Source organism: Sphingobacterium multivorum, assembly GCF_039511225.1.
Classification (GTDB): domain Bacteria; phylum Bacteroidota; class Bacteroidia; order Sphingobacteriales; family Sphingobacteriaceae; genus Sphingobacterium.
Genome location: NZ_CP154261.1, coordinates 2,073,290 through 2,087,424, shown reverse-complemented (window position 1 = coordinate 2,087,424; position 14,135 = coordinate 2,073,290). Strand labels below are relative to the sequence as shown.

10 protein-coding genes are annotated in these 14,135 nt (G+C 37.9%); 4 read left to right on the top strand and 6 right to left on the bottom strand.

The window, feature by feature from the left end; genetic code table 11:
• Positions 1–2: 2 nt before the first annotated feature.
• Both AAH582_RS08560 and AAH582_RS08555 read right to left on the bottom strand, forming a co-directional pair.
• The gene (locus tag AAH582_RS08560) at positions 3–1,499 is read right to left on the bottom strand and encodes a TlpA family protein disulfide reductase (protein ID WP_343321831.1); all 1,497 of its coding nucleotides are present in this window, start codon (positions 1,497–1,499) and stop codon (positions 3–5) included.
• Between the two features lie 87 nt (positions 1,500–1,586).
• Positions 1,587–3,092, bottom strand: coding sequence for a sensor histidine kinase (locus tag AAH582_RS08555; protein ID WP_343321830.1), 1,506 nt, complete (start codon positions 3,090–3,092; stop codon positions 1,587–1,589).
• A 346-nt stretch (positions 3,093–3,438) separates the two neighbouring features.
• Between AAH582_RS08555 and AAH582_RS08550 the strand changes: the two genes are divergently transcribed.
• From AAH582_RS08550 to AAH582_RS08535, 4 genes are all read left to right on the top strand, one after another.
• On the top strand, positions 3,439–4,089 hold the full coding sequence (locus tag AAH582_RS08550) for a hypothetical protein (RefSeq protein WP_046675706.1): 651 nt from the start codon (positions 3,439–3,441) through the stop codon (positions 4,087–4,089).
• Positions 4,090–4,406: 317 nt separating this feature from the next.
• Positions 4,407–4,682: a hypothetical protein gene (locus AAH582_RS08545; protein WP_343321829.1), complete on the top strand. Its 276-nt coding sequence runs from the start codon at positions 4,407–4,409 to the stop codon at positions 4,680–4,682.
• A gap of 155 nt (positions 4,683–4,837) precedes the next feature.
• Positions 4,838–5,371 (top strand): GNAT family N-acetyltransferase, encoded by a 534-nt coding sequence (locus AAH582_RS08540; protein WP_046675704.1) that lies wholly within the window; start codon positions 4,838–4,840, stop codon positions 5,369–5,371.
• Positions 5,372–5,929: 558 nt separating this feature from the next.
• Positions 5,930–6,463 (top strand): NADPH-dependent FMN reductase, encoded by a 534-nt coding sequence (locus AAH582_RS08535; RefSeq protein ID WP_046675702.1) that lies wholly within the window; start codon positions 5,930–5,932, stop codon positions 6,461–6,463.
• 111 nt (positions 6,464–6,574) lie between these two features.
• On the opposite strand, the gene AAH582_RS08530 is transcribed toward AAH582_RS08535, so the two are convergent.
• From AAH582_RS08530 to AAH582_RS08515, 4 genes are all read right to left on the bottom strand, one after another.
• Positions 6,575–7,723, bottom strand: coding sequence for a peroxiredoxin family protein (locus tag AAH582_RS08530; protein ID WP_046675701.1), 1,149 nt, complete (start codon positions 7,721–7,723; stop codon positions 6,575–6,577).
• A gap of 8 nt (positions 7,724–7,731) precedes the next feature.
• Positions 7,732–8,922, bottom strand: coding sequence for a thioredoxin family protein (locus AAH582_RS08525; RefSeq protein ID WP_343321828.1), 1,191 nt, complete (start codon positions 8,920–8,922; stop codon positions 7,732–7,734).
• Positions 8,923–8,998: 76 nt separating this feature from the next.
• Positions 8,999–10,447, bottom strand: coding sequence for a RagB/SusD family nutrient uptake outer membrane protein (locus tag AAH582_RS08520; protein WP_343321827.1), 1,449 nt, complete (start codon positions 10,445–10,447; stop codon positions 8,999–9,001).
• Between the two features lie 12 nt (positions 10,448–10,459).
• A complete protein-coding gene (locus tag AAH582_RS08515; RefSeq protein WP_343321826.1) occupies positions 10,460–14,068 on the bottom strand; it encodes a SusC/RagA family TonB-linked outer membrane protein in 3,609 nt (1,202 codons plus the stop codon).
• Between the last annotated feature and the right edge of the window lie 67 nt (positions 14,069–14,135).

The window sequence follows — 14,135 nt, the reverse complement described above, 5'->3', positions numbered from 1 at the left end:
AATTATTGGTTTAAAATCTGATCTAGTTGGTCATACAGTTGTTTTCCATTACTTGGTCGAAGTGCCTTTTCCACAACTAATTTTCCTGTTTTATCAAATATAAAATATTGCGGATAATATTCAGCTTTGTCTTTTGCATTTAGCAGCAATTCTTTCCAAAGGGGCTCAATCTGTTTCCTATTTTTACGTAAATGGATTCCGGTTAAATTGTTGACTCGAATAAAGTCTTTCCAGTCCTGATCGCGATGGTCTTCATCCATATCCAAATAAACGAAGGCAATATCTTTATCCATATATCTTTTCTTCAGTTCGGGTGTATATTTCAATTCAAACTTACAAGGACCACACCAGGTTCCCCAAACATCCAAATAGACCACTTTTCCCTTCAATTCGGCAATCAGGTCGTAGATCGACGAAATAGGTTGATCATCTTCAATCAACCGGATCTGTTTGTTCTGCTTATTCGCTACCAAAAGAGCGTCAAGATTAGCAATATAGCTTTCAATCAGCGGTCTATGCTTATCTGTTGGAAATATCTTCCAATGTGCCCGTGCCAATGCTTTTAAATGTGGTAAGTCTCTGTCATGATATAGATTGACCAATTGCTGAAAATTGTATTTTTCTACGATAGGCTTGGAAAAATTATTTAAAGCACCAATAAACCGCCAGTAATCTTTACTGTAGATCGTCATTAATCTATTTGCACTGTCTAGGCTGATTCCGAAATAAGGAATAGGCTCACTTGACGGAATTTTCTCGGCCCGAATCTTAACAAATGCTTTCGTTTCCAGATAACGTATGTAATTGTCAAGGAAAGAATAAAAAGAGGGGCCTCCAAAGTCATCCTGTAAATTAATAGATGCTTTTCCAAACAGCGCTAGAACTAAACTATCTGCAGTAGACTTTGGCAATTCAGCGACACGGGCAAAATCATTCAGATGGTTCATTCGTTGCGCGTAAAACTCAGTACGAATATAGTTTTTTAGTTGGGTAGACAATGGGCTAGTTTGGATCACTTTATTTATTTGATTGCAATCCGCTAAACAGGGAATTAACACTTGCTGTCTCAACTGAGCCAAAGAGCATTTAGCAAGATTATTTAAGTTCGGGGCCTTCATAAAAAAAGGCACTTCATCGTGTTTTATTTGCTGTATAATTTTATTTTCTGTCAAAGCACTACCGTATGTAAATACGATAGTACTATCGGTTAAATTCAGGATAAGATCTTTACCGGGGCTTAATAACAAGGTTTGAAATACACCGCTGTAATTTAGAGTCGCGGATTTTCGGGTCGTTATTGGCAGTGCGACCTCAAATGTGCCATCGCTGGCAACGGGTATCCGTTTCGAATTTTCTTTATAAAAACCGAAAATAGGAGGAATATTGATTTCCAAGGCCTTGTTTGGATCATAATTCCGAATCTTACCGCTCAATTTAAACTGAGCATAGCTGCTTAGACAAAACAAGGTCATAAGCAAAAAAATAACTGTTTTTTTCATTGCTGTTAATTAAGGAACCAATAAATCAGGTGAATTATGGAATAAAAAATAATGGAACTAGTTAGATGTAAATGACACGAGTTAGATCTAAAGATGTAATGTTAAATGGACAAAAAACTCATTGGCATTTTCACGTATCATCAGTTCATGTCGATCTCGATATAGCAATGAAAGACGTTGGCGTACATTCTCCAAACCGACACCACTTTTTAGTTTTTCGGGATCACGATCACTTTTCGGATTAATGCTATTACTCACATCGAAAAACAAAACCTGGTCCCGCACTTGCAAGGAGATTTTAATATAAGACGATTTCTGAAGGCTTATACCATGCTTAAACGCATTCTCAACGAAGGGTATAAGCAACATCGGTGTAATTTGATAATTTTCAAACTGCTCTTCAATTTCCGTTGTAATGGTAATCTTGTCTGACATCGAAGTCCGCAGGGTCTGTAAAGCGATGTAATTATTCAGGTATTCTATTTCACGCGTCAACGAGATTTTATCTTGCGTATTTTCATGGAGCATAAACCGCATCATATCGCCCAATCGCTGAATTCCCTCCCCTGTCCGTTCGGCTTTTTCCTGTAATGCCGTGCCATACAATGTGTTTAGGGCATTAAATAAAAAGTGTGGGTTTATTTGGGATTTCAGAAAAGTCAGATTTGCGTCCGACTGACCGAGCTCCGTACGTAAGGAGGCAATTTCGTTGTGACGCATTAGACGTTTTTTAAAGAGAAACCAGGAAAGCGGAACGCTAACCAATAATTGCGTGGGTAAATGAAACATGGCAACGATAAAGATCACTTCACCGTTCTGGTTAAAGAAGAATAGGGCCAATATGCTTAATGGTATAACTAAAACCAAACTCACCGCAGCGATAATCCAAAAGAAGTCGCGGAATTTCTTTTGTTTTTCATGTAATTTTGGCAACAAATAGTATAAGGAATAGATTACGATACCAACCGCAGACAACACGACCAAAGTCCATAACACCGAAAGTTGGTAATGCGAGTGAGATATGATCAAAAAAAACAATCCGATAAACCAAAAGCCAATTCCAAAGGCCAAATCCATTTTTAGCTGCTTTTGTATAGCCGGGTTTTCAACCCTGTTTTTAAGCAGATAGCTGATCAAAAATTGCATGCAGGTGTATAGAGAAATTACAATTGTCCATAGAACTGCTTGTGTTAAGGACTTAAAAAACATGCTATTATAGCCTCTTTGAATACTATCAAAATCTATAAGCTCATAGGTATGGCTATAAGTCCGGCATACACCTAAAATCAGTCCGGATATCAAGATCAGAGCAGCTAGTAATGAATAATTCAACAACTCCCTTTTTTTATTGATGAGCGCAGGAATAAGAACAAAATTTAATGCGAGAAACATCAAATATAGAAGCAGATAATAGCTAAACTTAGGAACAAAAAAATTAAAAAAATAGGAGTAGTTTATTTTCTGACCAATGAAATAGTTATGCATACCACTATCATCCCGATTGTTTGTATCAACAAGCAAAGCATAAACAACAGCGAGAAATACAATAGTAGCCATCCAAAATTCTATTTTTCTTACGTCTTTCAATTTCATGTTATTGGTTTTGATAAGACAATATTAACTGAAATGAAAACATAATACAGAAAAATGTGATGAATCCCACCAAAAATGTGACGAATCAAACTTTATTCATCTTATATAGATAGGATTCTTTTGTTGTTCATATAAAATCGGATATGATTTTACTATCTTTAAGCTGAAAAGTATCAAACTGGCTTTATTAACTTTATTCAAAAAAACACTACATAAATTAATCCGCTGTTTCACACATTCACGTCCGATTTTTGCAGCAACTGTTACGGCAAATAGCCAAGATTGCACAAAGGCATTGGGCTGTCGAATGGTCATAAATACAGGTATTAAAAAAATAATTGATCATATGGATAACTATATCGTATTAAAAAGGTTTACTAGCTTAGAGGAAGCTCAGGAATGTCATCAGCTACTTTCGGATAGAGATGTAAAAACGCGGTTGGCTGATAATCTACCCCCTGTGGATATTACATTTTCTGGAAATACGGTAGGACACCAATATGAGATTCAAATAGACCCCGCCAATTTCGCAAATGCAGAATCTATTTTAGAAGAGCAGGAAATGCAGTCTCTCCCACTGGTTGAAGATGACCACTACCTGTACCAATTTTCCGACGAAGAGCTTTTCGAAATCCTGCAAAAACCCGATGAATGGAACAAATTGGACTATGCGCTTGCCAGAGAAATTTTATTAAAAAGAGGGAAAGAGATTGATCAGGAAAAACTTGATCTTTTGAAACATGAGCGGCTCATGCAACTACGGGAACCGGAACCACAACAGAAGTATTGGATTATTTTTGGCTATATTTCAGCCCTTCTAGGTGGACTTTTAGGCATTGCAATCGGGTATATGTTGTTTAGTTCTAAAAAGAGTCTTCCGACTGGTGAACGGATATTTTCTTACTCTGATCATGACAGAAAACATGGGACAAACATATTCTATATCGGATTATTTGTATTCACAATATCCGTTCTCATCAGAATTCTCTGGGGCTAATAGTATAATATTAAATCCATGTATTCTTTTAGCAGAATAGATCGGTGGAGCTTCGTTATTGTGTCCATTCTGTATCATATTACATCCAATTAGTTTTAACACTAGTAAATTTTTAATACTAAAAAAATACCGATATTTAAGATGATATCTTTATTCTTGAATTATTTTTTGTAAACCTACAGACAAATTAGCTTTATGAATAGTTTAAAGACCACAGCCACTCATTTCCGTTATAAGAAGCATCCGGGAGATCTATTTAGAAATACGTCGGTTCAATTATTACCTCATCCCTATAAAAATCAAGAAGACTTTTGGGTGTGGTTTCACCTTTCTACCATCGCAGTGAAGACATTTCAGATTTAGGCGACCTGTACAAACAGCTTCACGATACGCCCTGCCAAGAAACGATAACAGCATCAAAAAATGAGATATGTTACGCTGCTGTGGCGAAAGAACGTCTCTTTGAGGAAATAAAATCATTGGAGCAAAAGATCTATCAGGATTGTTTCGAAAACTTTTATTTGCTGATTATTGAAGGGCGTATCGAGCTGTTAGAAAGTCATCCAATTGAAAGTAAAGAATCTAGCTCTTAATATCTATTCTTTAAACCGTTATGCATTATTTGACTTGTGCGATTATAAGGGAGGACGATAAAAATATAAGGAAAAGAATCTCATAAAACTTCCCTACATTTATAAAAACTAAGTAACCCGTAATTTCATTTTAGCCATATTGAAGACTTAATCAAATGAAAAATTTCCCACAATTAGAGACAGAACGACTCATTCTCAACGCCATTGAAACGACTGATATTCCACAGATTGTAGACTATCTGCAAGACAAGGTTTATTCGGACTTTACCTCAAATATTCCCTATCCATACCGAAAAGAAGATGCTGAATATTGGCTTAAATTAGCCGAAGAAGCGTTTGCCAATCGTAAAGGATTCACTTTTGCTATTCGAAATAAAGATAAAAAACTGATCGGAGCTATTGGTCTGCATGATGAAGGCTCGGACAAGGCTGAGTTGGGATACTGGATTGCTATTCCTTATTGGAATAATGGTTATGTCACGGAAGCTGCAAAAGCAATCATTGAGTTTGGATTTAAAGAGTTAAACTTTAACAAAATCTTTGCGACCTACTTCCCCCATAACCCGGCTTCGGGGAAAGTCATGGAAAAAATAGGCATGAAAAAAGAAGCGCTGTTAAAACAACATTTAAAGAAAGATGGCCGGTATTATGATATTCCGTTATACTCCATTTTTAAGACGGAAAAATAAAACAGCAATTTCTCATGGATAAAAAGAATATCAAGTTGCGCTGTGATTATACATTTCCTATACTTATTCTTCTTTTTGGTTGTATTGCTATATTCCCAATAATAATTTCTAAGTATTCCATTTCTCTGTTAGGGATAATATGGGAGACTTGCTGTGGGCTCATCATATTTACAGGCGTTTGGAGATTTGAGCACTTCGAAATCAATGGAGATACACTTACCAAAGTAAACTTAGGTGGATTATATCGAAAGGATTTAAATATGTGTCATATAACCAGATATACAAAAAAAGTAATTGATATGAATCACTTTCGGAATCCGCTTAATATCATAAAGTTATTCAGTAAGGAGGAAAAATATTTTAAATTCAGAATCATAGAACTTCAGGCAACAGATAATTTAATCATGATAATAAATGAACGAAATATGCATAGCGACGATTTCAAACATTTATACCATATCATCAAAACCTATCAGAAACGACAAGTCAAGTCTAAATCTCCAATTGTTTCGGGAAATTAACTAAATTTAAACAACCGATAATCATAAAGAATAAAACATGAAAATATTCGCTTTCGCAGGGAGTAATTCTTCCACATCGATTAACAAACAATTGGTCAAATTTGTACTTAAAAGCTTCGAGGGGCATGAGATTAATTTGATCGACCTGAATGACTATAACATGCCTGTCTTTTCTGTAGACCTTGAAAAGAATGGGTTCCCACAGGAAGCACAGCTTTTCCTTGATCATATTGCCTCCTGTGACGTGATCATTTGTTCCCTCGCAGAGAATAATCGCTCCTATAGCGTAGCATTTAAAAACGTATTCGACTGGGCATCTAGAATAAATGTTAAAGTTTTCCAAGACAAACCCATGTTGCTTATGACAACGTCACCCGGAGGTTATGGTGGTGGAAATGTAATGGCCGAAGCGCAGAAATTCTTCCCGCAGTTTGGCGCTATCATAAAAGAAACATTTTCGCTTCCCAAATTTTACGAAAATTTTGATCAGGATAATGGTGTAATCAATCCGGAACACCTCAATAGTTTGAGGGAAAAAATAGCGGGCTTCAAGGAACAGATTTCTTTCTAACGTCAAAATCCAGTGTCATTTTTCTGGCTTTGTGATTGTCTTTTTGCAAAAAAATAACAAAGAATGGCAGGAAAAATTAAGAAGGGGCAAATTGCAATGCCCCTTCTTATGTTATTTAAGTAACTCTTCGAGTTTCTCCATCAACTTTACTCCTTTTAAGTTAATTCCTACGATCTTACCTTCGGGAGAGATGAGGTAATTTTGCGGGATAGCTTGAATACCGTACAATTGAGCCGCTTGGTTTTGCCAACCATTCAGATCAGACACCTGAGGCCAGGTTAATCCATCTTGTTCAATCGCTTTCAGCCAGTTATCTTTCTTTCCTGGTTTATCGAGTGAAACACCCAGTATCTCAAATTTTGATCCTTTAAATTTTTGATAGGCTTTCACCAGATTAGGGTTCTCTGCACGACAGGGACCGCACCATGACGCCCAAAAATCCAAAAGCACGTATTTACCTTTAAAATCTGAAAGTTTTAACTCTTTACCTTCAGGAGTTATCTGTGCAAAATCTAAAGCCGGCTGTCCTATTCCTAGTTTTTTTGCCAGTTGAATAGCTGCATCCAATTTTTTCCCAATAGCTGTTTGCCTTAATCTCGATGACAAATTGAAAAACAAAGGTTCGGTGGTAACTACATTATCATCGTAGCTGGCAACTTCCTGCAAGGCCAACAAACTGAAGTAATTGTCTGGATTATTGACGATAAAATTTCGCTGCGCCTTCTTACGCTCTGTTTCGATCTTGTCTATTTCTTGCGCAATTTGGTTGAGCGCATTCTCGTCACGATTTTTTGCCTGATACAAATCAGCTCTTTTAGACTGCTGAACCATAAGCTTTTTCTCATAGGAGTTTAAATAATCTTGATACTGCTTATAGGCTACCTGCAGTTTACCACCTTTCACCAGGGAAGACTCAAAAGGACTTTGAACAGTGATTTGCGTATTGGGTTCCATAGGATCTACATAAAATGTAAGACGCTCCATCGGGCCACCTTTGCGGCTAAAGAAGGAAGCACCATCTTTGGAATAAAATAACATGACTTGTGTTGGTTCCATAATTTCCCCTTTATAGATCACATCATTGGGTCCAAAATTAATAGAGTCAATTGTCAGTTTTCTGTCCACGATGTAGCGAACAAATGCTTTAGATTTTGCGGGAAATTGTTTTCCCTTTATTGTTAATTGAAAGGGCTGTCCTTGAGCAAATACTGTCCCAAGACAACTTAAAACCAAGAATATGGATGTAGCTATTTTTTTCATATTGACTATTACAGTGCTTTAGCACGTGCCACAAGTGCATCGGCCAGTTTAATAATTTTTGAAGTTTCGAGTTCAGCCAAGCCACGTGCAGCTTCTGCAGCTTGAATAGCTTCTTTCTTTTTTTTCAATGCGATACAAATATCGGCCAATGTCCCTTGATTGGAATAACTTGAGGGATTCAATCCGACTGCCTGTTTGGCCAGCACATAGCATTGTTTTAGTATGATTGGATTTGCAATATTTCCTTTTGCATTGGCATTGCGACGGGCAATAAAACTCAATCTCTCGTCCTCATTTTTGAGCAGGCCTTTTCTTAAGACATTCGTGAGGGTAACAAAATCCTTATCGTTACCATGTGCAGCTGTCCATTCTACTTTATACAGTGCAGCTTCTATTTTTTGTTCTGGATCTTTTAACCCTTCAAAATAAGCTACACCAGCATTAAACTCATCTACTTTATGATCTCTGATATAGCCATACATGGCATAACGTAGCAGCTGTGCCTCTTTTTTTGCAAAATCTGCCGGCACGGCTATGCTTTTAAAATAAGATTTGTTCGACTCAAAAAATTTTCCGTAGCGATCATCCAGACTTTGTGCCATCATTTTTATGGTCTCCCATCCATTTGAGCTCCTCAAAAATTCATCGGTAGCCATGCTGTCCAATGCCTTTTTCGCTGCATTCGCTGCTTGACTATCGGTTTGTTCCATCACTTTAATATAGCGAATCAGGAAGTTCGACTCCCGCATACCCAAATCATATGATTTACGCAAATTGGGGATCTGAAAATTGGGATCATTAGCTTGCTCTGCCTGCTTCAAGAAAAGATCGGCTTCCATGCGAGACTGGGTTCTATAGATCAATGTCCCCTGCCCATCTAAAAATAAATACGTGGGAAAACTTCTGATTTGGTATAATTTAGCAATATCTACGCCCTCTCCTATCTCACAGTCAAATTTAGTATTGATAAACCTGCTATTAAAATAACGAGCGACTTCAGGCTGTGAAAACACATTACTTTCCATCCATTTACAAGGAGCGCACCAGGAGGTAAATCCATCTAAGAAAATCAGCTTATTTTCCTGTTTGGCCAATTCCTTTACCTGACCAAAAGTGAGCTTCTGAAACTGTATATGTTCTTGTGCAAACAATAGCATCGACTGTGTAAAAGCTAATGCTGTCATTAGTATCTTTTTCATTTTTTTTTATTAAGATCCTAATCAATCTCTATGCTGATAGAAATAGATTAGGATGAGCGGTCTATATGTAGTTTTGTTATCGTTCGTATTGGGGAATTCCCGGATTCAACGAAAGTACCTTGGGCGGAACTGGAAGGATCATCCGGGCATCCGTTGATTCCATTTCGAAAATTTTCCCGGCCAATGGATGTTGAATTGACTTCTTAAAATTATCTGCTATAGCGAGTCGCTTCAAATCGATCAACCTATCGGATGCCATAAAGGGCATTTCACGACGTCTTTCGTCAAGTACCGTCTGTAAAACGACTTTTGGATCCGTTGAGGTTAACACCTTATTATTTTCTATTCGGCTATTTCTTAATGTATTCAAGAAACTTAGTGCCTCTGCCGTATTACCTGTGCGGACAGCGGCTTCTGCAGCAATCAAAAACAATTCAGGCGTATTAAATCCTGTACTAAATTCGACGTAAGGTGCAAATAAAACCCGACCGGGAAATTTCACGATATTGGGTCCAAATGAGGCCTGATCGCGACAGAAAAATAATTCATAACGTTTGTCCTTTGCACCTGCAGGCAAATCTTTGGCGTAAGTATCAATCAGCTCTTTAGAGGCATAAAACTCGGCATTGGGGCTACCTAGGGAACTTGTTCCTAACCGAGACCATACAGCCTCCATATTCGTTCTAGAATCGGGAAATTGAACCGAATTATCTGTTTTAAGACAAACTCGTCCCCAAGTCGTCTTGTCCTTATTGGTATATAAACTATAATCAATGAGCGTTTTATTCACAGCAAGTGCTTGTTTTGCATTCTCAAGGGCCTCTTTGTATTTTCCCTGATAGAGATAAACGCGACTTAGAAAAGAGAAACCGACGGAACGTACTGCTTGAAATCTATTTGACTGCACTGTACTCAAATTTGGCAACGCGTCATTAAGATCGCTAATTACCTGATCATAGATCGCCTGAACAGATACACGTTCGTATTTTTGATTGATATCCTCTTTCAGCACCAAAGGTACCCCTAGATCTTTTGTGGCACTTGCAGGATTATAATGAGCGGCATAGATATTCACTAGACTAAGGTATTCAAATGCACGACCGACCTTAGCCTCAGCCCAAACCCTTTTCTTTTCGGCTTCCGATCCCTCTGTTGCTGCCAATACATTGTTAATAACAACATTGTAAGTGAATATGTGGCTATAAGCCGATTCCCAGTATGGATCATACTGGCCATCTTCAAATATCGCACCGTGAGCAAAGCTATAGAGTTGTTTTTTTACATAGTCATAATAGTCATAGCTTGCTGCCGATTGTACATCCTGAGGATCTCCGGACTGTAAATTATCTACTAAATAGTTCGGATAAACAGCGGAAGCCCTTACTAAAGATTGATCGTTTAGAAGCAATTTGTAATCATTCAGATTTTCTGGAATTGTAAAACCTTTTGGTTTAATATCCAAGTATTTGTTACAGCTATTCAATGTCAATAAACCGAATAGCAATCCTATATATATTTTTCTCATGATATTTTCTTATTAAAATCCTACAGATACGCCTAAATTGTAAATTGTAGGTGCTTGTATACCTCTACTTGGACTGGTTACTGTACTAAACCCGGCCCAAACCTCAGGATCAAGATTATCCTTGTTAGCCACCCAACGCCATGCATTCAATACCTGTCCTGTCAGACGCACATAAGAAAGTTTTGTCGGGGCAATCCATTGTGCTGGAAGGCTGTAGGATAATGAAATATCGCGCAATTTAATATAGTCAGCCTTCTGAACAAATTTATGTGCAGCATTGAAAATATCGGAAATATTACCTGAAGCAGCAGAAACAAATGCAGGAGCAATATCAGGGTTACTTTCATCACCTGGGTTCTTCCAATAATTCAACCATAATTTGTCGAAGTTACTATTGTAGTTCAGCTCCGCGTATTTACTCAAGAACTCTGGATGAACTCCGCGCATCACATGACCGCCATTGAAAATAAACATAAAGGAAAGCGTCAAATCTTTATACTTAAATCCATTTCTGAAAGAAACGGTATAGGGAGGTACTGTTGTACCTTCGTAGATTAAATCATCGACGGTCAATTTTTGCGTGGTCTCTACCAGACTGCCATCAGCCTTTCGTGCCAAAGGTCTCCCCTTCTCATTTAATCCTGCATAATCTATACTATACAAACTACCCATTGGGATTCCAACACGATTTTGAGGAGCATAATAGTAGTAATACGGCGTATTCTGCTCAACGTAGAGATTTGTGATCTTATTTTTGTTGTAGCTAAAATTCAGTGTACTGTTCCAGCTGAAGTTTTTACCTTGAATCACCTTACCATTCAGCCCCAACTCGATCCCGCTATTCTGCATATCACCATAATTAAGTAACACCATATCCCATCCTAACGTCGGATCCAAAGGTGTATTCCCCAATAAATCAGCGGTTTTTTTATTGTAGATATCAAGGGTAGTTGTAAGTCTATCTTTAAATAGTGAAAAATCAAAGCCTAAATTGAATACTTTTGTTCGCTCCCATCGCAACAATGGATTTGGGGGAGAATCAATGTAGGCTTGCATTTCACCGTTGAAGTAGTTCAGGTTGTTATTCACCCTTGAAATCAAATATGGTCCATTATCCTTTGGCACATTTCCATTTACGCCATAAGTGGCACGTACCGACCAACGATCTAATGGTTCCCAATCAATTTTTGGTAGATGATATAAGGCGCCTATGGACCAAAGAGGTTTGTATTGATTTTTAATATTTGTCCCAAACAAATTAGATTGATCCATCCGGATGCTTCCACTTAAAGTCAACTTACGATCATAGGTATAAGATCCATTGGCATAGAAGGAAACAAATCTATCGACTAAATCCTTAAACCCAGTCTCTCTTTTTGAAATGGAATAGCTATTAAAAAGTGCCTGTGTATTTTGGATTTGAATCCCAAAAAGCTCTTCATTAATCCCTTTATAAACTAAGCTGCTTTCATCGTAGCCGTATTTATAAATATTTGTATAACGATTGTTAATCTGCCTACGTTCGGCGCCTGCAATAGCCACAATTTCATGTTTATCACGACTGTTATATTGATAGTTGAATTGACCACGTAAGGTATAGCTATTGACATCGTTACGCTGTTCGGCAAATTGTCCCCCCTGTGGAATATTACGTTTGATTAATCCGTCTTTTCCAATTTGGGTGGCGTCATTCACCATACCTACAACCGATTGGGCATTTTTCCTATTCAATGTGCCATTATACCCTTCCGTTCGTTCACTTTGATAGGATAGGTCAAAATCCAATCCTTTGATAATTTTAAAATTGGCCGCAAAATTTAGGTTAATGTATTTATTATAAAATTTTTCGTGAATCGCGGCAACATGATTTAATGGAATATAGGTCTCATCTTCCAGTCCTAAGGCTTTTAACCGGTCTATTTCAAATTGAGATTTTGAATTATACCATTGCGCCGGAGAACCGTCTTCATTTTCAAGCAGATAATAGGACGCTTTGCCCCCCATATAGTTATCGTAGAAATTGAAGCCAATATCGCCCTCCCTATTTTGATTTTTTCCCAATACATTTGCGCGTAAACTAAACCAATCGGTAAACTTAAAATTATTTTTCAGACTGAATCCCAGCTCTTTATTTGTCGCACGACCTTTGTTGTAATCTCCAGGCTGTGTATAATTGAGGGAATAATGATAGGTATAACGATCGGATCCGCCCGAAATAGCGAGGTTATGCTGCTGATCAAATCGAGTGGTATTCAGAAATTTATCCATTTGACTGAAGCGGTCACGATTTCGGTATACATCCAGACGTTTTTCCATCTCTTCTTCCGAAATCACGCCACCTTTGCGATCGTACAAAATTCGATACACATCATTCATTGATTTTCTCGGATCAATGGCAGCATAATCTCCCGAACGATAATTAAACATTTCCTTTTGAAAGTTAACCAATTCAGCACTACTCATCTGATTGAGGTAGCTGCGGCTTGGAAGTCCTCTAAAAGAAAGCGTATTACTATAATCGATTTTTGTTTTACCGGCGTTACCTATTTTTGTTGTGATCACAATGACACCATTGGAGGAGCGTACCCCGTAGATAGAAGCTGCCGATGCGTCTTTTAGAACCGTTATAGCAGCAATATCATTGGGATTAATTGCTGTTAAGTCGCCTTCAAAAGGCATTCCGTCAACAACGATTAGCGGAGCAGCCTGAGCGTTGATGGTGGAACGACCACGCACCTCGATACCCAGATTATTTTTAGAATTCTGCGGACTTGATGTATTTCGCACCAAATTTAGTCCGGGCAACAATCCATCGATCCGGTCCAATAAATTAGGTTGAAGCCGTCCTTCCATGTCTTTGGCAGTGACCTGTGCAATTGATCCTGCGGCTCTTTCTTTGCTTATTTTTTGGTATCCTGTATTGACCGTAATGTTCACTTCCTCCAATTGCTCATCCAATGCCCTTAAGTTGATTGTACCTAAATCCGACTTAGCTGCAATCGTAAATGGAGCAAATCCGACCATTGTAATGTCCAAAAAGCTATTCGAACTAACGCCATTAATTTCAAAATAACCATGCTGATCTGTAACGGTTCCTTTTGGAACACCTTTTACACGAATCGTTGCGCCTTGAAGCGGTCTGTTGTTATAATCGACAATAAAACCTTTTACCGTCATTAACTGATTAGTGATCGATCGTTGAGTCTGTTGAGATTTTTCGTGTACGACAATAATCTTCCCCTTGATCTCAAAATCGAGATCCAAATCGCCCAATAACTTCCAAAGTGCATTTCCCAACGACTCCTTTTTAACAGTTAAGTTAACCTTTGTATCGGGATCAATAGTTGTGGCCGCCCATACATAAGAATAGCCAGTCTGCTTATTGATCTCCGAAAAAACCTTTCTCAACGACACTGATTTCTCATGTATCGATATGTTCTGTCCGTATGTTTTAGCTCCAACATGAAGCAGACAACAAGACATCATGATGGTTGTAAGCGATATGCGCATAATGTTTCCCCTCCATTGCGGCCTACCCCAAATATCTGGGCGATCGCTGTTTTTCATTTGTTGCGTTTGATCGTGTAGGGCACGACCAAGTTGTGCATAATTTTTATACATTTGTTTTAGGTTAAGAATTAAAATTCTGTTACAGTTAGAATTACTTGATCAGAAGCCCTAAATGTTG

What these genes read in the sequence shown, in the direction of transcription:
- AAH582_RS08560 (WP_343321831.1), bottom strand. Translation starts at nt 1,499, where the DNA reads ATGAAAAAAACAGTTATTTTTTTGCTTATGACCTTGTTTTGTCTAAGC.
- AAH582_RS08555 (WP_343321830.1), bottom strand. Translation starts at nt 3,092, where the DNA reads ATGAAATTGAAAGACGTAAGAAAAATAGAATTTTGGATGGCTACTATT.
- AAH582_RS08550 (WP_046675706.1), top strand. Translation starts at nt 3,439, where the DNA reads ATGGATAACTATATCGTATTAAAAAGGTTTACTAGCTTAGAGGAAGCT.
- AAH582_RS08540 (WP_046675704.1), top strand. Translation starts at nt 4,838, where the DNA reads ATGAAAAATTTCCCACAATTAGAGACAGAACGACTCATTCTCAACGCC.
- AAH582_RS08535 (WP_046675702.1), top strand. Translation starts at nt 5,930, where the DNA reads ATGAAAATATTCGCTTTCGCAGGGAGTAATTCTTCCACATCGATTAAC.
- AAH582_RS08530 (WP_046675701.1), bottom strand. Translation starts at nt 7,723, where the DNA reads ATGAAAAAAATAGCTACATCCATATTCTTGGTTTTAAGTTGTCTTGGG.
- AAH582_RS08525 (WP_343321828.1), bottom strand. Translation starts at nt 8,922, where the DNA reads ATGAAAAAGATACTAATGACAGCATTAGCTTTTACACAGTCGATGCTA.
- AAH582_RS08520 (WP_343321827.1), bottom strand. Translation starts at nt 10,447, where the DNA reads ATGAGAAAAATATATATAGGATTGCTATTCGGTTTATTGACATTGAAT.
- AAH582_RS08515 (WP_343321826.1), bottom strand. Translation starts at nt 14,068, where the DNA reads ATGTATAAAAATTATGCACAACTTGGTCGTGCCCTACACGATCAAACG.